Source organism: Paenibacillus sp. 1A_MP2, from assembly GCF_052244825.1.
Classification (GTDB): Bacteria; Bacillota; Bacilli; order Paenibacillales; family Paenibacillaceae; genus Paenibacillus; species Paenibacillus vandeheii.
Genome location: NZ_JBQQCS010000001.1, coordinates 3,798,952 through 3,820,841, shown reverse-complemented (window position 1 = coordinate 3,820,841; position 21,890 = coordinate 3,798,952). Strand labels below are relative to the sequence as shown.

Here is a 21,890-nt window from a genome sequence, read left to right as displayed (position 1 = left end):
GATCGAGTGACTGTTGTTTCACGGTGAAATATTCAGAGATTATTTGTAAAATTCGAATTTGGAGGCTACAGAATGGATTGCAAGTGATAATCCTTACCTTTAAAAAACTTACCGTCTTACATTCGTCAGTGTACTTCCCCATTCACCGACTGGTTCAAGCCAGCTTACGATTCTATCATCAATAAGGTTGGTAAGTGCACCTTCATACTCAGCACGATAAGGTTTATTAAGTTCGTGTTCAATCCAACTTTCTCTTGTTCCCTGCCAGATCTCATAGATGACAAGATCATCAGAATGATCAAGATCATCGGAGACGATCGCATTGACAAAGGTAGGTTCACTCTTGAAGTTGCTAATCATTGCAAATAGACTTTCACGGAAAGCTTCTTTCTTACCAGGCTTAATTTTAAAACGTATATTGAGAATTATTTGACTGTTGTTTGTTGACATCATTAGAACACTCCTCTTATTAATTTTTTTATTTTCTTCATGGTCACAAGTCTCATTATGTACTATGTATCACTTTTAAAATAGTACGTACTTTTTGGTTATATAGTAACCAAAAAGTGATAATTGTGATGAAGTAAAGAATAATTTGATTTTTTAAATTACTCTATTCTACATTTAATCTCCGATATTCATCCTTGTTCCATGTTTTCTCTGCGTAATCCTGCCCCCAATCACAAAGAGCTCGCAAAGTGGGTTCAAGTGACATACCCATTTCTGATATTGCATATTCCACTTTTGGTGGTACCTGATTGAACATTTTTCTTATAATCAAATTATTACTCTCCAACTCCCGCAACGACTGTACTAACATTTTCTGAGAAATTGATGGTATGAGCCTTTTCAATTCACCGGTCCGTTTAGGACCTTTTATTAAGTAATACAGAATAAGAGGTCTCCACTTTCCGCCAATGACATCTAAGGTTATTTCCAGATCACAATAAAAAGTTTTCAATTGAGAAACACCATCCCTTATTTAATTTCCATTATTATAGTACATGTGTTGATTAAATCCACCTCCCTTGCCCTATATTCTGTCAGTTTTAATCAATGCTATTACATGATCTGTTTAAATCAGATATTCTTTAAGACGATTGAACTAACGGGAAATGATTGCTCAAAATGCCTGAGTTATTTATCCTTTTTCAAAATTCAAATGCGAACAAAAAGAGCTGAACGTGAACCTTAACTAGGAATGGATAAATCCATGCCCGTTGGCTTTATGAAACAAGGTGAAATACCGATTAGATATACGCCTAATCGGTAATAGGAACATGTTCTTGTCCCTCAACAATGACAGGATCAGCACTAAGTACGATATCGGTATATGTTTTCATTCCTCGAGCCAAAAGACACATCCAGCATCCTCTCCACTTCTTTGCTAAAGTGCTTTTATGAGTTTGTTTTATCTAATTCAAATGAGATCACAGTTTTAATCGAAGTACTTCCGATCATTGAAGCTGGTTTCTTTGACTATAAAACAGCATTCAGTGTTTCTGTCACCCATAAGAGACACAACACTTCTACTCAGATCTGAAATGCGAAAACTGTCCTGTATAATGCTGCTTATTGAGGTTTTAATTACATTTCTTCTCATTTAGATACACATCTAATCGGTAATCGGACTATGTTCTTGTCCATTCCGGCAATCGGTACAAGTTCTTGTCCTTGGCTCGGGACACGAACTTGTACCGATAAATAAAAAAGCCGCTAAAATAGCGACTTCAATGGGACCATGTTCTTGTCCCTCGACAATTATACTGAGGTGGGTTGTGTTTACACTTTATTAATATTCCTTTTTTAAGTACTTTATAAAAAATTGTTTTACGATCTGCATCGTTTGCGGCTGAACAAAACCAAGATGCCCTACTCCTCTAATTCTGTACATTGTCGCATCCACATTCGCTTGCCGTAAAGCTTTAAAGAATTCGACGCTTTGCTCATAAGGAACGACATCATCTTCATCTCCATGCATAATCAGAATTGGGGGAGCATCCGGATGGATATGTTCAATAGGACTTACATTTCTGGATTTGTCCTTAAGCTCTTGAATTGGTCCGCCAATAAGTTTGGATTCGGGGGAATGTGGTGAATCATGATCAAATACAGATGGATATTGGCTCATCGTTAGAAATTCCGTTGGTCCGAACCAGTCCACTACAGCTTGAACCCGGTCAGACACATCAGAATATTCTCTCTCTCCTTTAAAATTTGTATTGTTTTCCGTTAGTCCTAACAGCAATCCCAGATGAGCACCGGAAGAATCCCCCATACACCAACTCTTTCAGAGTCTATATTATAAAGAGATGCATTAGCCTTTAGAAAACGTACCGCTGCCTTTACATCCTGTATTTGAGCTGGGAAAATAGCGCTGCCGCTTCCTCTGTATTGCACGGTTGCGACGACAAAGCCTGATTTGACCACATCAGTAAGTTGCGGTACAAATGCAAAAATATTTTGCTCAGACCATCCCCATCCACACCCTTGAAGATAGATAATTAAAGGATACGTCTCTTTGTTTCCTTCTCTGTGGAATAGCGCATCATTGGGCTCACGATACAGCATTAAATTCAGTTTTAAAGACGTACTAATAGCGACTTCAATGGGAATATGTTCTTGTTCCTCGACACGGGATGACTACTTTGTCATGAACATCAAACTCAACATCTATGAGACTCTTCAGTTCATCCTCATTAATACTCTTTTCAGGTATCTCAGGTATCTCTCCGCTTCATGAGAAATAGTAATCGTCTGAAATCGTACCATCATCAGAGATGCTTTTTCTGCATATTGTAAATGTTTTATCATTTATACAGAAATTGATTCCATACCACTCTACGTTCTCATTAATAATTTTCTCAGGGATGCGGGGATCGCTACCAAATAGACAATACTCAATAATTCCCCAAATTACCGTTTTACCCGTGATGCTACCGCCAGTTATCACATTTACTTTGTTAGGTTTGAATCTGAGTCTGCGAGTATTTCCATTTTTCATCCATAGTGATATTTCGTTAAAGTGAAATTTCATATATGCACCCTCAATTGTAAATATAAGTTTTCTGCGCTCATATCCAGCATACGTGAGATTTTTTTTGATGCTTTTACGACATCATGTGCCCGCTTTCCTAGACCTCTATTGTTAAAATTAAACGAATCGTTAACATATTCGATAATTCCTGCGTCATTCTCTAGCACCCTGATTTCATTGAGCAATACAATAGAGTTTATGGAAATTGGCAGGAGAGAAAGGTAGCGTTCGGTAAAGTTGGTAAGGAGATTCTCTTTTTTGCTATTAATTGTTCAATACTGCGGACAATTGAGTTTTCACGCTTCAATAAGATTAGTGTTTCTTTGTGGGCCATGAGCGGCAAAATAAGTAGTGCCTTCGAATAAGATAGCTTTTTTGAATGCTTGAGCACCGATGCAATGGCCACTATTCCGAATGCCTCATTGTTAAACATATATTTAGAGTTAGGTACCGGATCAGTTGAGTTAAGTTGGTCGAGGGTTTTTAGACTTTCATAGGCATCCCGGTAGCACTTTGTTAAGCGCTTTACGTAACCGTAACTCGTAAGGATCAATTAATTGGCTGTCCATTATTATTCACCTCCGTAATACATTGGTAGGGACTTGAACTGACAGTTGGCGGTTTCACTGTCGTACTTGTGTTTACTACACCAACGGTGAGAACATAGATTAGATACACGCCTAAACGGTAATAAGAACATGTTCGTGTCCAATACGGCAATCGGTACAAGTTCTTGTCCCTTTCACCACCATAAGTCCTTTAACATATCTGTCCATTGATTAATGAGGCTGCCATTTCATACCGGTAGCCTCGTTTAAGGGATTGTTAAGCTATAGTTTAGTATCCATTTTAGTGGTTCAAAACTCATCGATCAACGAGATACCTTTAGTAATCCTCATCCTACTATCCTGCAAAAAATCGCGGGTCCCTGTACTTGTATCCACTTCCTATCGTTTCTTTATTCCAACCCAAACAAAAGTTTTGTGAAGGTGACGATCGCTCAGCCCGCATCTTCCTGCTCCACAGGCAGATGCAAGATAACCTCCGTGCCCGCGCCAACTGTGCTTTCTATGCGGATCTTCCCATGGTGCTCGCTGACGATCGATTGAGCGATCGGCAGACCCAGTCCGGTCCCCCCGGTCTTACGATTTCTGGAGGAATCAACGCGGAAAAAGCGTTCGAAGACATTTTCGATATCCTCCTGCGCAATGCCGATCCCATAATCTTTGACCCTTATGATGGCATTCGCCGCCTCCTTCGTTACGTGGATGTCGATGGATCTTTCGCTGTATTTCAACGCATTGTCGATGAGAATGAGCAAGAGCTGTTTCACCTTGGACAGATCCGCTTCGATCTCTATTTCCCGGCAGTCCGAATGAAGACGGATATCATTCTTATGAAGCTGCTTGGCCAGCGAAGATACTTGCCTGCAGCAGGCCACCAGATCAAATTTCTCAAAGACGATATTTTCGTTCTTTTGGGAGGAGGCCAGGTCCAGTAATTGCCGTGTCATCTTCCTCAATTGCTTGGATTCCTCGTAAATCGCCTCGACGGACTCACCCCGGATTTTCTGATCGCGCGTCCCCCAGCGCCGAAGCATATTGGCATATCCTTCAATAATCGTGATCGTCGTATTTAACTCATGCGACGCGTCGGAGACAAATTGCTGCTGTTTATGAAAGTTTTCCTCCAAACGCTCCATCATCCGGTTGAACGTTTCCGTCATATGAAAGAGTTCGTCGTTTGATCGGCCTTGCGTCGGAATTTTTTTAAATACCAAGCTGCTTTCGATTTCTTTCATCGTAATAATGCTATCCGTGATCGGCTTAAACAGCGTTCTCGACAGAATTAGCGCCCCGCCAACGCTGAGCATGACTGCGCCGAGCGTCGCGAAGATCAGAATTATCACCAGCAGGTTTATATTGGATTCGAGGGTCTCCATTTTCTCTGCAATCTCCAGGACACCAATGATCTTGTTGTCAGACTGTATCGGGATTCGAACGACTAATATTTTCTGATCGTTGATAACGAGCAGCCTGGAATCGTTCATGGAAGAAATAACGATTTGATTAAAATCGATGTCGGGTTCTTGTTGATAAACTTGAACGACCTTCAAATCCGGCGTGAATACCCGGATCGCCGAATCTTCGGGCAGATAGCTCAGGATTTGGCCGTTCTGATTCTTGTCCAGCATAACAGAAGGTCCGATTTTCTCGATAATCTGCTCCGACTTGTTGCGCAGCAGTTCGATCTCGTTGCGCGTGGCCATTTGAATAAATAAGAAATAGATTCCGATATCTACGCAGAGCAAGATGAGAATGACCAATATGGAAGTGAGAAGCGTGAATTTGGTTCGAAGCTTCAACTGTCCTCCTCCTTGACGCAGAAGCCCACTCCGCGTATCGTATGGATAAGGTTAACATCAAAATCATGGTCGATCTTCTTGCGAATGTAACGGATATAAACGTCGATGACGTTCGTTTCTCCTTCAAAGTCATATCCCCAGACATGGTTCATGATCTGTTCCCTGCTCAGGACATGGTATTTATTTTCCAACAAGAATAAGAACAGATCGTACTCTTTGGGCGTAAGATCGATCCTTTTTCCTTCGCGGTTAATTTCCCGAGTCATTTTGTTCAACGTAAGATTATTGATCTGCAGTAATTTTGCCGGTTCCTTCACCTCCGGCTCTACGAAGCGATTGCGCATCATTGCCCTCATCCTGGCGAACAGTTCTTCGATCTCGAATGGTTTAGTCACATAATCGTTGGCTCCCTGGTCGAGCCCCGATATCTTATCCGGCGTCGTATTCCTCGCGGTCACGACGATGATCGGCGTATGTATATCGATCTTCCTTAATCTTCGCAATACCTCGATTCCATTCAATTCGGGCAGCATAATATCAAGAAGAATAAGCCCCCATGCCTTCGACAGCGCCTGCTCCAAGCCTTCTTTCCCGTTATCGGCTATCGTAACCGCATAGCCTTCATAGGTCAGTTCCAATTCGAGAAGCCGAGCGATTTTAGGCTCATCCTCGACGATTAACACGTCTTTGTTCATTGTGAATCCCCCTTCCGTCTTTTTATTATAAGTAAAAACCGCTTCCACCAAACAAATCTATCCCGGCAAAACGGGCAAAAAGCCTAAGCGAAAGCTTAGGCTCTTCGGAAGTCGGTTCAGTCGTTCTCGGGAATGACCTTGCCCGTCGTGGCGTCTACCGTAACCTCATGCTGTGTTCCCGCAGCGTCTTTGATCGTAACGGTATAGGCGGCTACGCCGTTTTCCGTCTCCAACTGCACGGCGGACACCGTTCCTGCCGTTTGCTTCAAGGCTGCATCAATACCCTGTTGCTTCGTGATAGAAGCCGCTTGCGCGCCGTCGTCGTTTACTTCTTTGTCGTTATCCAGCTTGTCCTGCGCACCGTCGTCATTCACTTCTTTATCGTTATCCTGCTTGTCCTGCGCACCGTCATCGTTCACTTCTTTATCGTTATCCAGCTTGTCCTGCGCACCGTCGTCGTTCACTTCTTTATCGTTATCCTGCTGGGTTTGAGCTTTTTGGACTGGCGTTGCCGATGCCGACATTGCCGAAGCGGAAGCTGCAGCATCCGAAGCCGCTGCATTCGTGGAAGGCAATAAGGCCGCTCCCATGATTCCTCCTCCAGTAAGAGCAACAGCAAGCGCACCGACCATCAGTTTCTTGTTCATTGTGAATTCCTCCTTCAAATTTAACTACAGCCTCTATTGTAAGCCGCGTACTTTAGAAGATAAGGTGAGTAAGATTAGAATTTAATGAGGGAAATTCTTTTGCCACCAAATTTCGGCCTCTGTCAAAAAGAGTTTTATTTTAATTTTCTCATCGTTAATATAATAAACGAAGACCTGTTGAGATTTAAATCACATCGTTTTCTATTTTGATGCTCATCTAATCGGTAATCGGACTATGTTCTTGTCCATTCCGGTAATCGGTACAAGTTCTTGTCCTTGGCTCGGGACACGAACTTGTACCGATAAATAAAAAAGCCGCTAAATTAGCGACTTCAATGGGACTATGTTCTTGTCCTTCGACATGTCCTTTTCGGCAATGGCACTATGTTCTTGTCCCTCGACAGACATGTACATTGACACAAAGTTCCCTACCAAAATGACTTGGTTGGCGACTTTATGTCATTCTACATTTTCTCAGGTATATTCCTAAACATGGTTTCTCCTCTTATTTCTAATACCACAATTTTGCTTATAACGCTTACCGTATATTTTCTCCGACAATGGCTTGAAGAAGCAAGAATGCACGCTAAAATCTAGGTAAAAACCAAATCGCCGCAGGTTTGCGGCGATTTGGTTTGATTTATAACGTGACCTCTAGCTATTTTACTGCGGATCGGCTTCCCTCTGCAGCTTTAAAGAACCCTGTTGGGATGAAGTGCTCGTGCCATCGCATCCATATAACCCTGAACAGCGCGCTGACTGACTTCTGTTTCTGGAGCAAGACTTTCGAAAAGGTGGAAGCAGCCCGGATATAGGTGAAATTCTACGTCCACACCAGCTTGAGCAAGACGTGCCACATACTCCATCGTTTCGTCTCGGAATAGATCGAGCTGACCTACACAAGTATAGGCAGGCGGCAATCCGGCCAAGCTCTCTGCTCTCGAAGGTACTGCATAAGAAAAACTTCCACTGACATCGTTCTCCTCACCAAGGTACATATTCCATGCAGCCACGTTGTCCGTTCGGTTCCAGATTGAACCCTCTTCTGTAATCTCATGACTAGATGGCGTGATGTTACGATTATCTAACATCGGGTACAATGGCATTTGGAAAATAATAGACGGACCTCCTTTATCGCGAGCCATCAGCGCGAGTGCTGCTGTCAGCCCTCCACCACCGCTAGCACCGGCAATTGCAACCCGATTCACATCAATGCCAAGCATTGCTGACTCCTCCGTCATCCATACCAATCCAGCATAACAATCTTCAATCGCCGCAGGATAAGGATGCTCAGGAGCGAGCCTATAATCGACTGATACGACAATACATTCTGCTGTCTGAACAAAAAGTTCGCACAATTTGTCGTCCATATCTGGATGTCCTAACACGTATCCGCCCCCGTGAATCCATAACATGGCTGGTAGTAAATCATTCGTTCGGCCGGCAGGCTCATATATTTTGACCAGCATCTCACCTCCATCCCTCGGAATTTTCCGGCTGGTTGTGTTTACATGCTCTGATTTCCTCACCGATGTAGCCGATACTAAGTTTCTGCTCCACTCTAAATTTTTCTCCAACTCAAACCCTGGAAATTGTGAATATACCTCTCTTAATTCTGGTAATATACGTGTCTCAATACTCATGATAATTCCTCCAAATATAATAATGAATTCGATTGTGTACGTTTTTTCAGTTAATTCTTATCTCATTTCAGCTTCCCACTTGGAAATTTCCTCTCGTACTCGCGGTGCAACCTCTTTACCGAGCAGTTCTATAGCCCGCATTACCAACTCATGTGGCATCGTGCTTAAGGGAACATACATCATGAAACGTGTAATTCCTACATGCTTGCGCAGATGAATAATTTTTTGAGCAACTGTTTCCGGATCCCCAACATACAACGCACCATCAGAGCTGCGAGCAGCGTCATAGCTGGAACGATCGTAATATGCCCACCCCCGCTCTTTGCCGAGTTTATTCATGCCGTACTGAGTGGACGGGAAAAAGAGTTCTGCGGCCTTTTCTGTATCTTCTGCAACAAATCCGATAGAATGAGAACCTACCCGAAGCTGCGATACATCATGACCAGCATGAGTTGCCGCCTTTTTATACAGTTCTACAAGTGGCGCAAATTTCGTTGGATTTCCACCGATAATTGCCAGAACTAGTGGCAGACCTAGAATTCCAGCACGTATGGCAGACTCCTGAGTACCTCCGCTACCAATCCATACAGGTATAGAATTCTGAACAGGACGCGGGTATATCCCCAGATTATGTATCGCTGGTCGATGGCCTCCACTCCAAGTTACTTTCTCGGATTCCCGTAATTTAAGAAGCAGTTCAATGTTTTCATTAAATAAATCCTCGTAGTCATGCAGGTTATAACCAAACAGTGGAAAGGACTCAATGAAGGAACCCCGACCCGCTATAATCTCGGCACGTCCATTGGAGAGACCGTCAAGCGTGGAAAAATCCTGAAACACACGGACAGGATCTGCTGAAGATAGGACCGTCACAGCACTTGTCAATCGAATTCGTTTTGTGAGAGGCGCCGCAGCGGACAACACCATTGCTGGTGAAGATGCTGCATAATCATCACGATGATGCTCACCTATGCCAAACACATCAAGTCCTACCTGATCTGCAAGGACGATTTCTTCGACGACTTCTCGCAATCGCTGAGCGTGACTCATGACAACTCCGGTCTCAGTATCAGGCTTTGTTTCTACGAATGAAGTAACACCTATTTCCATAATTAATCTCTCCTTATATTTTCTTTCCTTAAGAGGAATGCTCAAGACAACGGATTAAAGCCGTCCAATCCAACTCACCATAACCATGGGTAATTCCTTCAGAGAGGTGTTGATGAATAAGCTGACCTAAAGGTAGTGGAGCTTGAACTGACTTGGCTGCCTCGATAGCTAATGCAACATCCTTTAACCCGAGCTTCATTTTAAAACCGGCTGGTTCAAAGCGCTGTTCAGTCATGATCTCTCCATAGTTCTGATATACCGGAGATTGAAAAAGAGCATTCACAACATCCATATATCGGGACGGCTTAATGCCGTGCTTTTCAACCATGAGCTGCGCTTCCGACAAAGCTTCCAGCATTGAAGCAATTAGTAAGTTAACGCCTATTTTGACAATGTTACCTTCTTCGCCATGATCCCCAATCTCAAATATCTCTTGACTTAGTGCTGTTAACATGGGAAGTACTCTTTGTCTTGCATGTTCCGGACCAGCTAAAATAATGCGCAATGTAGCTGCTTTAGCGGCATCCGGGCGCCCCATTACGGTTGCAGACACAAAGTGTTGGTGTCTCTCCGCATGCAATGCGGATAATTTCCGAGCCAGATCTACGCTGATCGTACTGGCGGATACGTGAATTCCATTTTCAGATAATCCGTTCAGAACACCATTTGCTCCCTCAACAATCTCTCTCAATGCAGCATCATCAGATAACATGGTAATTACAAGATTACTTTCTTTCGCTGCCTCTAGTGGTGTTTGGACATAGCGTGCTCCCTGTTTTATTAATGGTTCAACTTTTTCAGGGGTCCGATTAAAGATGACTAATTCATACCCCGCTTTCAACAGGTTTTGTGCCATTGGAAGCCCCATATTTCCAAGTCCAATAAACGATATCTTCATTGGTTGCATCTCCTTATTGTTGATGGATTGTTTTAATAACGGAATGAATGTTCCGGAATGATCAAAAAAATATGGTCTTACAGATACTCTTCAAATGGAACCTTCAAAATATGAGGAATATAATAACGGAACAATCATTCCGATATTGTCAAAAAAAATTATATACCTGCAATTACAAAACTAATCATCTCTTTTGCACGTTCTGGATTTTGACCTGTTTTGGCCATAATATTTATGCTTTGATGTAAATTCAGCAATAAATAAGACAATGTTTTGATATCTGTTGTTTTATCTATCTCTCCCGATTGTTGGCCCTTCTCCAAAAGCTCACAAAATGCTTGTTCCAAATCCGAAAAACTAGTCTGTATCAAGACATTTATCTGTTCATCTGGTGACTCCACTGTTGTAGCTGTATTCGTTACAAAACATCCGCCCGGTAGGCTGGTATCGTATGCTGAAGCAATATGATACTCAAAAAATTGAAGAATTCCATCTCTAACGTTTGAAGCTTGTTCAAGAATGGTCTGCTTATTGGAACTCCCTTTTTTATAATGCTCCAGGGCATCTCTGTACAAGGTTTGCTTGTCGGAAAACGTATCATAAAGGCTGGATCGGCTAATGCCCATCACTTCTAGTAAATCCGGTATGCTAGCAGCCTCATATCCTTTTTTCCAAAACAACAGCATTGCTTGGTGTAACGCTTGATTTTTGTCAAATTCTTTAGTCCTGGCGATAAGTAACACCTCCCGTTTCAGAAATATAACATATCTGAACTGATCAGTCCAGAAAAAAGTGAGCAGATCTTACGTGCACACTCTTGGACATACGGAAGACATTTATTAAATCGGTAATTTTAAATAAGGAACCATAAAATAAACAATATAGAAACTATTACTCTTACTGTAAACAAATTATACCGTTTGTTTGTTTTATGAATTAGGAGAACTCTCTTCGAGGCAGTTGTTCCATAACGATGTGAAAACTCTATGTGTCATGGTGTTTGTTGAATTTTAACTACAATGCTTTCATTTAGACATTCATCTAATCGGCAATAGGATCATGTTCTTGTCCTTGGCTCGGGACACGAACTTGTACCGATAAAATAAAAAAAACCGCTAAATAGCGACTTCAATGGGAATATGTTCTTGTCCCTCGACATGTATGTCTCATAGTCTTCCAAACTCCCTCGTCGTAGCTTTAAAATATGTTTCCTTTCCAACACCTGCTCATCTATTTATGGTGTTATAATTACTCGTTGCTCTCTTCCAAATATTGTGTAGTAACAAAACACCTAGAAAAGATTAGTCCTAGACATATCTCTATAAAGAATATAAAAAGACCTTAAGAGGCATCTAGCCAATCAAGGTCTCTTCCTCAGGTACTACATAATTAACTTCTCTCTAAACTCGAAGCCCACGATGCAGCTTTCTTTCAGAAAGCTTTTAGCTCCGCTTCTTCAGGTTCTTTCTGCCCTCTCCGTTTTGTGTAAATGTTTAGTTCAATTTATATAGTATCTCTTCTAAATTTGTTGCTCCACCTGCACCGTGAAACACTCCATCCCTCACAATACAGTAGAACCAATCCTCTTCATTTCTCTCTTCTTCAATCGTTTCAAACGGTACATCTTCTAAACAAGTATCTGTTAGGTTGATTTCGACAGACCAACCGGGATTATCTACAGTATTAATTTTTACACCGTATGAATGCTCCTTATTTGTTAATTTGTACCGAAACCAAATCCATAAAAAGCTAAACGACCATTCCCCGGTGGAGTACCGAGAAACGGTCGCAGCTTAAATTTCGTCTTTTTGTCTACTTGACGGGGTTATGACCATAAATAGCGACTTTCACTGAACTAATGTTCTTGTCCTTTTACAATTTTATCTACAGACAATATGATCAGTGTTCTATGGCTACCAAATACTTTTTATTGCCTTTTTTATTAATCAAAGCAACTTCAAAATCAGATTCCCATTTCAGTTCGCCTAAATGTTTAGCATAGGCAAATTCATCTGGTTGTTCTGATATGACCTTTTCTAAAAGTACTTGCGTGCCATCTCGTTGTAGAATAGATATGAATATATCCATACTTTCTACATTATGATGGCATATGACTTTAGCATTATACTTCTTATTAGGACTCGTTACTGTTTTTTTCCAAGTCCATTCATTTACATAACCTAATTCTTCTATTTGTAATGCTATTTCCCTAAATGGCTCAATCTCCCAACTATTACGTAGAGCAAGCTTCTCGATCCCATCCATTAGTAGTCGAAGCGTAACCTTTTTTTTTCTCCAACTCATTTTTTGCACGAAAGTCATTCAAACTAAATTGGATTGGCGCCGAACACACACCTGAATCGTTAACAATCCTTTCGTCAGAAATGTTTTCTACACATTCTATTAGGACTTTCCAACAATCTTTCGTTTTGTATTTTCCAAATAAACGTTCAAACATCGCTGTAATACAACGAGTTTCCAATCTAAATGAACGCCTTTTCCATTTCCAATTCAATTCATAATCTAATTTTGTTGCTTCGTTGTACTCACATTTTTGTATTTTCATTATAGATTCAATTCTTTCATCATTCACAATATATGGTAAGTCTAAGTCAAATTCTTTTAGATACATCTGATTCTCTCCTTACTTTATTCCCATGGGCGTGGTCTTTGATGTCTACTCATTGAATTTCCCTTATCCCATAGTTTTTGAGCATTCTTTTTTCCATTCGAGGGCTTGTTGTCTGTTACGCATTTTAGATTTAACTACTCTTGCTTCATACTTATTAGTACCAGCATTTTTATTCCATTTGTTCACTTGGCTGTTTGCTCGTGGAGAAGTCCCATTTTTATTTAACTTTTGCCCACTAATTCCTGTTTTTACAACATCTCCAGTAGATTTCTCTGATATTTCATATCCATGTTGTGTTTTTTTACTTGCTTTACTATTACCATGAGTTGTTTTTTAATCGCTTTTCCCGCAGCCTTTTTCGCAGTCTTCTTAACAGCAGCTTTGACTACTTTTTTAGCGACTACCTTTACAACGAAGACGATAACAAATATTATAAATGGATTATTTCCATCATCATCCACAAACGCAACTGGATTATTTAATCCATAACTATATCCATTCCGATTCAGCGGATTATCCAAATCCATATCTTGTTCTGGATCCAGAGAAATAAAGGAACCTAGTTGCGGATTGTTTATATTGATTAGGACTGCAGCGAGTTAGTGAATGACTCTGTAAATCATCACCGCTGCTTCCGCCCGGGACGATGATGCTAAAGGCTTCAATTTTGTCCCATCTCCGGTAATAATATCATCAGCAACCAGTGTGGCGATACTTTTCTGCGCATATTCGGATACGCTAGACCAGTCCGAGAAACGTTCCAACAGATTCTCGCTTCCCTTATCCATATCCTTGCCGACAAGCTTAAGCGCTCGCTCAATAAGCACCATCATATCTTGTCTAGATATTTCGGACTCGGGGCGGAAGTGATTATTATCCTGGCCATATGCTATCCCCATGCTCTTTGCAATGTGCAGTGCATCGGCATAGTAAGAATCGGAATCCACATCTGAGAAGCTGATACCGGTATCCGTAGCCCAACCGTTTCCTGACTCATTAAGGCCAAGTGCCCTGACCAACATCAGGATAAAGTCCGCCCGAGTAACCGAAGCCGATGGGCTAAAGCGGTTCTCCATTACACCAGTGATGACTCCGCGCGCAGACAAAGTCTCTATAGCCTCCCGCGCCCAACCATAATTTTGGATGTCCACAAATGTTTGAGACCTCTTAATCATTTCTACGCCGTCAAAGGTCAGGTTTTCAATTTCCGCTTCCTTTTTTAACAAATATCTATCAAAAAACGCCTTTGTATAAGAGGAAATAATGGTGCGTTGTTCCATAGCGTCCCGGGTTCCTCTGGGAGCCTCTCCCCCAGTATACAACGAGTCGGAGAAGTCACTATGAACCACATTATCAATAATGGCAAAGTACGTTTCCTTACTGTTCGATTCAAGAAGGAAAGCATTCGTATTATAGGCAAGTACGGTACCTAGCTGCATGAAAGGTTTCTTAAAGTCGCTATCCAGCGCGCCTAACATATTGCCGTCAAGATTTACAGCTCCGACAAATCGGTCATCGTCACGGCTAACGAGTGCCGCTGTCGTTCCTCCGAAAGAATGCCCAAACACACCCATACCGATTTCAAGCTGCAATCTACCTTTAAATATGGAATCAATGTCACCTGAGTTCATTTCGTATAAACGATCTGCGACATAGCTAATATCCTCGCTCTGTAAAACGGCATATTTCGCAAAATTGACGGCTTCAGGCGCGGAAGTCAACTGCCGAGAAACCTCGATTGCTTGTTCTTCCCCAGCTTCTCTGTCAGGATCGATATTTGGGGCGTGATTAAGCCGGCAAATTCCATGGTATACTTTACGATGTCGTCCAAAAATTCAGTTGTCATACCCTTTATTCGTCCATCCTTCAGTTTGGACACACCGCTCCCCGGATGCCCGATTAATACCACAATATAGCCGGCGCTTGCCAGGTCTTGAGAGAACAAGGTGCCTTGCTGCGGGTAAGCTCCTGCTCCATGTGAAAAGAATAAAACCGGATATTGTTTTTCCTTTTTAGACAAGGCCAGATCGTCGTAGGACCATGTTTTAAAATTAGGGGCAAAAAGTTGTTCTCCACCCGCTGTCCCCCCAATTTGACCACAAGCTCATCCCTTAGCGACTGAAACTCCGAAAATGCATATTCTGCCGTTGGCTTGCCTTTACTGCTGTCGGACGGATAGAAAATTATTGCGGTCAGATCCCTTGCTAAATTGTCTGATGCTCTGTACGTAAAGTCCATCTGTGTCCGCCCGACCGTGTAATTTCCGACCGGTTTCGGAAATTGATCATTTGCAGTAATGACGTTATTCCCCTGTTCCGAAAATTGCCCTTGTGCGGAAATGAAGATTTTGGAGCCGTTGGCGGAGAGCATGGTTAGTGTGAGAACAGTTGCCAAAATCGCTGTCAGTAGTTTCCTCATAATTATTCCTCCAATATAGGTCATGGAATAGTGTTAACACTCCTCTTTATTCCTACACTCATCATAAATGGAAGAGAAAAATAAAAAAATCGTACAAAAGGGCAGTTCCCTATTGTACAATCGGGCAATCTATGAATTTTTAGTTATAAATCTAAAATGCCAAGCTCCATCGCTACTGCGACCGCTTGCGCTCTCGAATCAACTCCTAATTTAATATATATATTAGTTAAATGTGCTTTAACTGTCCGTTCGGATATTCGCATATCGAAGCCGATCTCTTTACTTCGAGAGCCACGGGCAATCGCTTGAAGCACGGTCATTTCTTTGTCTGTAAGAGATGTCTTCCCCGAGAATGACTTCTTTGACTTTATTGGCGTATTGTTACCGAAAACTTTCTCGGTGATTTCAGGAAGAAGCAACGTCTCCCTCCTTATCGCTGCATCAATGGAGCGAAAAATCATCTCCCTTCCCGTATCCTTGAGCAAATATCCTTTGGCACCTAACGTCAGTCCTCGTATCATCATTTCATCCTCGTTATAGGTAGTCAAAATAATGACTGGTATTTCAAGTCCTTTAGCTTTGAGCACTGTCATGGTATCTAATCCGCCCATCTCTGGCATATTCAAATCCAATAAGATAATATCGGGCTTGTGGGTCTCTACCAGTCGAACCGCTTCCACACCGTCGGAAGCTTCTGCGATTACCTCGTACTTTTGATTGGTTTCAATGATCAGCTTAAGTCCCTCACGTACGACTAGGTGGTCATCCACTATTAGAATCTTAATTTTCATAAGTTGGCGTCCTCCTGTTGTAATGGAATGCGGACAAAAACGTTGGTTCCTTTTTTTCCGCTATCAATTTTTATCTTCCCGCCAATAATTCTAGCTCGTTCATATAAACCAATCAATCCATAGCCACCGGATTGTTTCTCGATCAGCTTGGTTTCGAACCCTATTCCATCATCCGTAATTCTTAGCTCGATTACGTTTTCATTTGATGCAACTATGACTTCTACATTTGTAGAATTAGCATGTTTAGCTATATTTGCCAAGCATTCTCGAATGATATGCAAGCTATGTTCTAAGATCAACTTAGGTACCACAGGATGGTGTATCGATAAACTTGTGGAAATTCGAATGCCTGTCATATGTGAAAAATGTTCAGCCTCATCCTGCACCGCTTTAGAGATATCTATGGTTTCTACCGAATACAATCGCAAGTCGTCAATTGCGCTTCTCGCCTCCGAAAGCGTGCGTTTTGCTTGGGCTTTCGACAGCTGAACAATCTCGTGGGCACGTTGGTTATTATCGTTCTCTAAATGGGCATCCATGGCGTCAAGCTGCATGATGAGACCTGCCAACCCTTGTGCCAAGGTATCATGTAAATCACGGGCCATCCTTTGTCGTTCGTTGGCGATTGTCAGATCCTCCACTTTTCTGTGCGCTCGTTCCAATTCACGTAAAAATGACTGTGTCCGCAATTTAATATGAACTTGTTTATAGAACAAAGTAGCATAGCTGATTACAAAAAACATCATGAAGAAGAGCGATATTAATGTTGATGACAAATCCTCAGTTGTCTCCAACCAAACCAATGAAAAAGCAAAAATAGCACTATAAAGCGTACAGACCCAGAGTACCTTGAGTCTCCGGGAATATACCCCAATACTCTGCCCAATCACGACCGTCAATAAACTGACAAAGATAACAGAATAAACCTCAGGCATGAGTAATGCACAACCCCAAACAACAAGACCTTGTACTACAAAATATATCCAGTGACTTCTATAAACGATAGATCCGGCATACCAATGCAGCAAGATGTGGATATACATGAGAACTGTAAAAAAAATATAATCTAACAATCTAGGAATCACGGGGATCTGGGTGAACAATACAGTTAAATAAATAAAAATAACCCATATAAAAACGGGTAGACGAGATGCTCGCAGAACATTTCGGGTATCAGATCGGAGTCCTTGATACGGTTTGATTTTCGAATATTTCAAATCACTCATGCAAAAATTACCTCTTTCATTTACCTACTTAATAAAGTTCAAAGAAAGGGAGACCATCCCAGCATCCTTCATGTAACGGAACATATCGTCCTGTAGATAAACAACATTTTCCGGATTCCTGTCACTACAATCATAGACTCCACTTAAGGTAGTTTACCATGAATTGTAACAATCCTGCCCGTTAGTTTAATGAATTAACGGGCAAAAATAACGATTGATATACCCCTAATAGGCAATAGGAACATGTTCTTGTCCAATACGGTAATCGGTACAAGTTCTTGTCCTTGGCTCGGGACACGAACTTGTACCGATAAATAAAAAAAGCCGCTTAAATAGCGACTTCAATGGGAATATGTTCTTGTCCCTCGACAACTCCTACTGTACTCAACACTAAGTCACTTTCTCTACTAACTACAGCATCTTTCAAAGGACCATCAAGATTAACTCCCAAAGCAACATCTTTTCCTCGAAAACTTGCGGCTGAATTGGCTTAATCAGATATTGAAAGGTGATGACATCGAAGCTCTCCACCATGTATTCCGGGTAACTGGTCAAGAACATAATCTGTACATCCAGAAACTTCATGTTCCTGATCTCTTTAGCGGTCTGAATCCCGTTCATTCCGCCCATCTCCACATCCAAGATGAGAATATGAAATGAAATGTTTTCACACGTTCTCGCTGCTGCTCCTCATCATCACAGATTGCAATATCGAACATGGGGGAACATCCGCCTTTCATCGACATCGACTCTGAATTTCACTCTCGAATATACTATTTTAGCATAGGTTTCGGAGTCGAATTGGGATGAAATGCATTATTCAGACCCTAAAACGCAGTTCAAGCTCAAAAGTCGCCACATTGGCGACTTTTGAGCTTGAAACTTTCTCCATCCATTCCTATGAAAAATCCGGTCTGTTATTCTGTTTTTTTGGGCATAACATGGCGGTAATATCGTATTACCTTGCGATACATCGTCTTATCCTTTAATTGATTGAATATAAATGGGTCAGGTTTGACATTCACCTCAATAATCCAGGGTTTCAGACTGTGGTCAAGGCCGATATCTACACCGATTTGCATTAGATACGGGTACTTTTTTTTCATATGACGAGCTATGCGCAGGCTAAGCTCATTCATCTCCTGAACCAGTTTATTCCTGCGTTTTGTGGATGCATGCGATTGTAGCAGCTTGTGAATATCCATCGGTGTACCACCACTATGATAATTGGTTACGATTTTCTTTGGATGACCCAGTCGGCCGATGATTCCGGTAGCTTCCCAATGTTTGGTCGGGCTTAGCTGTATCATGACTCGGATGTCAAAACGTCTGTTATTGTGCTTAAGCAGATGGATTCCTCTCTGAATCAGATAACTTCTTTTATGCACCAAACGAGTCAGACTGCTATAAAACGATTCAAAGCTGTCAAACGTCAGGCGTTTTTGCTCTATCTGATAGACAAAATGTTGATGACTGTCCATCTCGGCCTTAATAACACCCATCCCGAAAGTACCTCTCTCAGGTTTGACATAGACCATTCCATATTTGCTGATCATGGATTTCAGATTCGTTTTGTTATATTTCTGTGTGTCGGGGATAAACGGTTTAATTGATTCATTATTAATGATCAATTTTGTTTTTAACCACTTGCTTCTTAACGGCTGCAATTTATCAACTCCCATGTCGTAAACTCTCCCTTCAGCAACCGCATCAAAGCTCGCTGTTTGATCAAGATCCTGCATGCATTATATGTAATACCGATAAAGGAACCCTCAACAAAAGCCCCTATTCGTAAAAAATGTATATTTTCACATGCCCTGACCAAAACACTTTTGCACACATACCATATAATAAGTCATCACGATTTGTGCAAGGAGTTGAGAAGATGTCCGTCCAGCGTGGAATCCGGTTGAATAATGCGCCTAAGATTGATGTTCTTATACCAGCGATCGAGAAAGATTTGGCTACCCTTCCCCTCGTCATCGATAACATTCGCCGTTATGTAAAACATCCCATTGGAAGCATATATATTGTTTCTCCGGTCAGCACCAAAATCAGAAAACTTTGTTCCCGTAAAAACTGCATTTTTGTTAATGAGCGATCCGTCCTGCCTATAACCAAAAACGAGATACACTACCAGTCCTCCCGATGGAATCGGTCAGGCTGGTTATATCAGCAGCTGCTCAAAATGAACGGAGATTCCATTGTGAAGGCAAAATACTTTCTAGTCATGGATGCGGATACCGTACTGATTAAACCTCATTCATTTCTTGTAGAAGGCAAAACAGTATTTTACTGCCGTGACTGGAGCCAGCCGGAATATTTCAATACCTACCGCAAGTTGTTAGGCATGAAAGCTCCGCGTCCCCGCTCTTTTGTCACCCATTATATGCTGTTCGACAAATCGAAACTCGCTGCCTTAAAACAGAAAATCGAAGCGGTTCATAAGCTGCCATGGTACAAAGCGATCATCTCCAATATCAATAAGAAGAAGCAGTTTGGTTTCTCCGAGTATGAAACGTATGCCAATTTTATGTATACGAAGAACCCAGGCAGCATGGTCCTTAGAAGTTCCATGAATAAAAGTCTGAATGTTAACGCTTCTTCGTTAAAAGAGCAACAAATCCGTAATCTGGCTCTTAAATACCGTTCTCTTTCCTTTCATAAACGGAAAATCTATAGTAAAGCTCCCTGAGCTTAAGGAGGAAGCCCATGCATATCGTACTGCTGTGCGGCGGCTCTGGCAAAAGGCTCTGGCCGTTATCCAATGAGCTTCGCTCCAAGCTGTTCATAGATATACTTCCATCACCCGCTGGAGGTAGGGAATCCATGATCAGCAGAGTATGCCGCCAGCTTGACAGTTCATGCCTAACGGATTCAACGCTCATTATTTCACATCAGGATCAGGCTAATATTACGGCTCGACATACTCAAGGCAAAATACCAGTCATCGGGGAACCTTATAAACGAGGCACTTTTACTGCGGCGGCCTTAGCGACGTTATATCTGCAATCCTTCCGAATGGCCAAAGATGACGATGTGATCTGTATCGCGCCAGCTGATGTGTTCGCAGGTGAAGATTTTTTCGGCAACTTCCAATTACTGCCGGACATATTGAAACATTCTCAAGCCGATATCGCTTTAATTGGGACAAGGCCTACACATGCTTCAGAACAGTATGGATACATCCTGCCGGGTGGGGAAGAACGTAATGCTTATGCGCCCATAACACAATTTATAGAAAAACCCGAAGCCACCATTGCTGAAACTCTGCTACAACGTGGGGCACTATGGAACTGCGGTGTGTACGCATTCACCGTCGCGTTTATGATATCCCATATTAAAAAAATGGGGCTTCCGGTTCATTATGATCAATTGTCGTCCCTGTATGAAGCGTTGCCAGAACGCAGTTTTGACAAGCATGTTGCAGAAAAGGCGCAGCGGGCCGTAGTCCTGCCTTATAAGGGAGTGTGGCAGGATATCGGAAGCTGGGATACGCTGTGTGCCCAGTTAGATTCCCATGTATTCGGACACGGTGGAATCTCGGGCTCTTCCTCCGATTCCTATATTATTAACGAGCTTCCCTACCCCATCCAAGTCATTGGCGTGCCAGGTATTATCGCTGCCGCAAGTCCGGACGGCATTCTCATTGCCAACAAAAATAATTCAAATGAAATTAAAGCGCAATTGGGCAGCTTGCCATTAAAACCGATGTATGGTGAAGCAACCTGGGGCAGTTATCGTGTCATTGAGAGTTCGGTAGATGATGAAAATACAACTGTAACCACATTAAACATAACAGTTCTTCCGGGCAAACATATCGGGTTGAAATGGCACCGGGCAGGATGTAGAGCGTGGACGGTACTTGCAGGCAGCGGTCAATTGCTTATCAACGGACAGGTCACACAGATGACTCTGGGCACTCAGTTCGCGATGATCTCGGAGAGCGTCTATTCTATTTTCGCTGAAACCAGGTTGGTCTTCCTTGAAGTACAGATCGGCGAACCCGAGGATGAGAACAACATCCTTTTTGAAGAAGAAGACTGGAATATAATCGTAGAACGTGCAGGATCGTATAACTATGGAGTGTAAATTGAACGTTCAAATCTTAGCCCCGTCCATTCGTGGGGGCTATTTGCTTTGCGTATCGAACGAAACATGGGGTAAAACCAAATATCAGTGTGCTAGGGAATATGTTCTTGTCCCTCGACATTTTTGTACATTAACATAAAGTTATTATATTCGGGTTGCTCATACATTGCCTCTATTCTTAGAAATAAATGATTTCGAATTCAGTTTATCTATATTTACATATGAAGAAAAAGCCAACATTTAAGCGCTGGCTATTTATTATAAATCGTTTTAAACTTCTTCTTATCTGCTGCACGATCTCGCAGTTGAAGCTTTCCAGCCTAAATAAATGTCTCT

21 protein-coding genes and 3 pseudogenes are annotated in these 21,890 nt (G+C 41.9%); 2 read left to right on the top strand and 22 right to left on the bottom strand.

Features of this window, described 5'->3' with window-relative positions:
- Positions 1–108: 108 nt before the first annotated feature.
- The 22 genes and pseudogenes from ACTWJ7_RS18810 to ACTWJ7_RS18705 form a co-directional block, all read right to left on the bottom strand.
- Positions 109–453 carry a putative quinol monooxygenase gene (locus ACTWJ7_RS18810; RefSeq protein ID WP_301878492.1) on the bottom strand — a complete coding sequence of 115 codons (345 nt, stop codon included), beginning with the start codon at positions 451–453 and terminating at the stop codon, positions 109–111.
- A 160-nt stretch (positions 454–613) separates the two neighbouring features.
- The gene (locus ACTWJ7_RS18805) at positions 614–961 is read right to left on the bottom strand and encodes a winged helix-turn-helix transcriptional regulator (protein WP_192267534.1); all 348 of its coding nucleotides are present in this window, start codon (positions 959–961) and stop codon (positions 614–616) included.
- Positions 962–1,792: 831 nt separating this feature from the next.
- Positions 1,793–2,571, bottom strand: a pseudogene (locus ACTWJ7_RS18800) (prolyl oligopeptidase family serine peptidase).
- Positions 2,572–4,037: 1,466 nt separating this feature from the next.
- The gene (locus ACTWJ7_RS18795; protein WP_079345412.1) at positions 4,038–5,402 is read right to left on the bottom strand and encodes a sensor histidine kinase; all 1,365 of its coding nucleotides are present in this window, start codon (positions 5,400–5,402) and stop codon (positions 4,038–4,040) included.
- A complete protein-coding gene (locus ACTWJ7_RS18790; RefSeq protein ID WP_079345410.1) occupies positions 5,399–6,097 on the bottom strand; it encodes a response regulator transcription factor in 699 nt (232 codons plus the stop codon). The genes ACTWJ7_RS18795 and ACTWJ7_RS18790 overlap by 4 nt, the downstream gene beginning before the upstream one ends.
- 116 nt (positions 6,098–6,213) lie before the next feature.
- On the bottom strand, positions 6,214–6,744 hold the full coding sequence (locus ACTWJ7_RS18785; RefSeq protein WP_079345408.1) for a PepSY domain-containing protein: 531 nt from the start codon (positions 6,742–6,744) through the stop codon (positions 6,214–6,216).
- Between the two features lie 692 nt (positions 6,745–7,436).
- A complete protein-coding gene (locus tag ACTWJ7_RS18780; protein ID WP_079345406.1) occupies positions 7,437–8,387 on the bottom strand; it encodes an alpha/beta hydrolase in 951 nt (316 codons plus the stop codon).
- Between the two features lie 57 nt (positions 8,388–8,444).
- The gene (locus ACTWJ7_RS18775) at positions 8,445–9,497 is read right to left on the bottom strand and encodes an LLM class flavin-dependent oxidoreductase (RefSeq protein WP_079345404.1); all 1,053 of its coding nucleotides are present in this window, start codon (positions 9,495–9,497) and stop codon (positions 8,445–8,447) included.
- A 28-nt stretch (positions 9,498–9,525) separates the two neighbouring features.
- Positions 9,526–10,395: an NAD(P)-dependent oxidoreductase gene (locus ACTWJ7_RS18770; protein ID WP_301878490.1), complete on the bottom strand. Its 870-nt coding sequence runs from the start codon at positions 10,393–10,395 to the stop codon at positions 9,526–9,528.
- A gap of 158 nt (positions 10,396–10,553) precedes the next feature.
- Positions 10,554–11,138, bottom strand: a complete 585-nt coding sequence (locus ACTWJ7_RS18765; protein ID WP_301878489.1) for a TetR/AcrR family transcriptional regulator — start codon at positions 11,136–11,138, stop codon at positions 10,554–10,556.
- A gap of 750 nt (positions 11,139–11,888) precedes the next feature.
- On the bottom strand, positions 11,889–12,134 hold the full coding sequence (locus ACTWJ7_RS18760) for an Imm53 family immunity protein (RefSeq protein ID WP_301879526.1): 246 nt from the start codon (positions 12,132–12,134) through the stop codon (positions 11,889–11,891).
- A 160-nt stretch (positions 12,135–12,294) separates the two neighbouring features.
- Positions 12,295–12,660, bottom strand: coding sequence for a hypothetical protein (locus ACTWJ7_RS18755; protein WP_301878488.1), 366 nt, complete (start codon positions 12,658–12,660; stop codon positions 12,295–12,297).
- Complete coding sequence (locus ACTWJ7_RS18750; protein ID WP_301878487.1) at positions 12,629–13,027, bottom strand: hypothetical protein; 399 nt, start codon at positions 13,025–13,027, stop codon at positions 12,629–12,631. The genes ACTWJ7_RS18755 and ACTWJ7_RS18750 overlap by 32 nt, the downstream gene beginning before the upstream one ends.
- Before the next feature lie 63 nt (positions 13,028–13,090).
- Positions 13,091–13,306, bottom strand: a complete 216-nt coding sequence (locus ACTWJ7_RS18745; protein ID WP_079345396.1) for a hypothetical protein — start codon at positions 13,304–13,306, stop codon at positions 13,091–13,093.
- On the bottom strand, positions 13,276–13,554 hold the full coding sequence (locus ACTWJ7_RS18740) for a hypothetical protein (RefSeq protein WP_079345394.1): 279 nt from the start codon (positions 13,552–13,554) through the stop codon (positions 13,276–13,278). The genes ACTWJ7_RS18745 and ACTWJ7_RS18740 overlap by 31 nt, the downstream gene beginning before the upstream one ends.
- 72 nt (positions 13,555–13,626) lie before the next feature.
- A complete protein-coding gene (locus ACTWJ7_RS18735; RefSeq protein WP_443145757.1) occupies positions 13,627–14,748 on the bottom strand; it encodes an S-layer homology domain-containing protein in 1,122 nt (373 codons plus the stop codon).
- A complete protein-coding gene (locus tag ACTWJ7_RS18730; RefSeq protein WP_443146457.1) occupies positions 14,745–14,906 on the bottom strand; it encodes a hypothetical protein in 162 nt (53 codons plus the stop codon). The genes ACTWJ7_RS18735 and ACTWJ7_RS18730 overlap by 4 nt, the downstream gene beginning before the upstream one ends.
- Before the next feature lie 72 nt (positions 14,907–14,978).
- Positions 14,979–15,047, bottom strand: a pseudogene (locus tag ACTWJ7_RS18725) (hypothetical protein); the annotation flags it as partial.
- A gap of 541 nt (positions 15,048–15,588) precedes the next feature.
- Positions 15,589–16,236: a response regulator gene (locus ACTWJ7_RS18720; RefSeq protein WP_079345390.1), complete on the bottom strand. Its 648-nt coding sequence runs from the start codon at positions 16,234–16,236 to the stop codon at positions 15,589–15,591.
- Positions 16,233–17,462, bottom strand: a complete 1,230-nt coding sequence (locus tag ACTWJ7_RS18715) for a sensor histidine kinase (protein ID WP_079345388.1) — start codon at positions 17,460–17,462, stop codon at positions 16,233–16,235. Before ACTWJ7_RS18715 ends, ACTWJ7_RS18720 begins: the two co-directional genes overlap by 4 nt.
- A 453-nt stretch (positions 17,463–17,915) precedes the next feature.
- Positions 17,916–18,181: pseudogene (locus ACTWJ7_RS18710) on the bottom strand (LytR/AlgR family response regulator transcription factor); the annotation flags it as partial.
- A 198-nt stretch (positions 18,182–18,379) separates the two neighbouring features.
- Complete coding sequence (locus ACTWJ7_RS18705; RefSeq protein ID WP_301878486.1) at positions 18,380–19,144, bottom strand: YheC/YheD family protein; 765 nt, start codon at positions 19,142–19,144, stop codon at positions 18,380–18,382.
- A gap of 203 nt (positions 19,145–19,347) precedes the next feature.
- Between ACTWJ7_RS18705 and ACTWJ7_RS18700 the strand changes: the two genes are divergently transcribed.
- On the top strand, positions 19,348–20,157 hold the full coding sequence (locus ACTWJ7_RS18700) for a DUF6492 family protein (protein WP_301878485.1): 810 nt from the start codon (positions 19,348–19,350) through the stop codon (positions 20,155–20,157).
- A gap of 17 nt (positions 20,158–20,174) precedes the next feature.
- A complete protein-coding gene (locus ACTWJ7_RS18695) occupies positions 20,175–21,554 on the top strand; it encodes a sugar phosphate nucleotidyltransferase (protein ID WP_079345382.1) in 1,380 nt (459 codons plus the stop codon).
- Positions 21,555–21,890 lie beyond the last annotated feature (336 nt).

Bases quoted from the DNA above. Each gene is read 5' to 3' on its own strand.
- ACTWJ7_RS18810 (WP_301878492.1), bottom strand. From the start codon at position 453: ATGATGTCAACAAACAACAGTCAAATAATTCTCAATATACGTTTTAAA.
- ACTWJ7_RS18790 (WP_079345410.1), bottom strand. From the start codon at position 6,097: ATGAACAAAGACGTGTTAATCGTCGAGGATGAGCCTAAAATCGCTCGG.
- ACTWJ7_RS18785 (WP_079345408.1), bottom strand. From the start codon at position 6,744: ATGAACAAGAAACTGATGGTCGGTGCGCTTGCTGTTGCTCTTACTGGA.
- ACTWJ7_RS18780 (WP_079345406.1), bottom strand. From the start codon at position 8,387: ATGAGTATTGAGACACGTATATTACCAGAATTAAGAGAGGTATATTCA.
- ACTWJ7_RS18775 (WP_079345404.1), bottom strand. From the start codon at position 9,497: ATGGAAATAGGTGTTACTTCATTCGTAGAAACAAAGCCTGATACTGAG.
- ACTWJ7_RS18770 (WP_301878490.1), bottom strand. From the start codon at position 10,395: ATGAAGATATCGTTTATTGGACTTGGAAATATGGGGCTTCCAATGGCA.
- ACTWJ7_RS18755 (WP_301878488.1), bottom strand. From the start codon at position 12,660: ATGGATGGGATCGAGAAGCTTGCTCTACGTAATAGTTGGGAGATTGAG.
- ACTWJ7_RS18750 (WP_301878487.1), bottom strand. From the start codon at position 13,027: ATGTATCTAAAAGAATTTGACTTAGACTTACCATATATTGTGAATGAT.
- ACTWJ7_RS18740 (WP_079345394.1), bottom strand. From the start codon at position 13,554: ATGGATTTGGATAATCCGCTGAATCGGAATGGATATAGTTATGGATTA.
- ACTWJ7_RS18720 (WP_079345390.1), bottom strand. From the start codon at position 16,236: ATGAAAATTAAGATTCTAATAGTGGATGACCACCTAGTCGTACGTGAG.
- ACTWJ7_RS18715 (WP_079345388.1), bottom strand. From the start codon at position 17,462: ATGAGTGATTTGAAATATTCGAAAATCAAACCGTATCAAGGACTCCGA.
- ACTWJ7_RS18705 (WP_301878486.1), bottom strand. From the start codon at position 19,144: ATGGGAGTTGATAAATTGCAGCCGTTAAGAAGCAAGTGGTTAAAAACA.
- ACTWJ7_RS18700 (WP_301878485.1), top strand. From the start codon at position 19,348: ATGTCCGTCCAGCGTGGAATCCGGTTGAATAATGCGCCTAAGATTGAT.
- ACTWJ7_RS18695 (WP_079345382.1), top strand. From the start codon at position 20,175: ATGCATATCGTACTGCTGTGCGGCGGCTCTGGCAAAAGGCTCTGGCCG.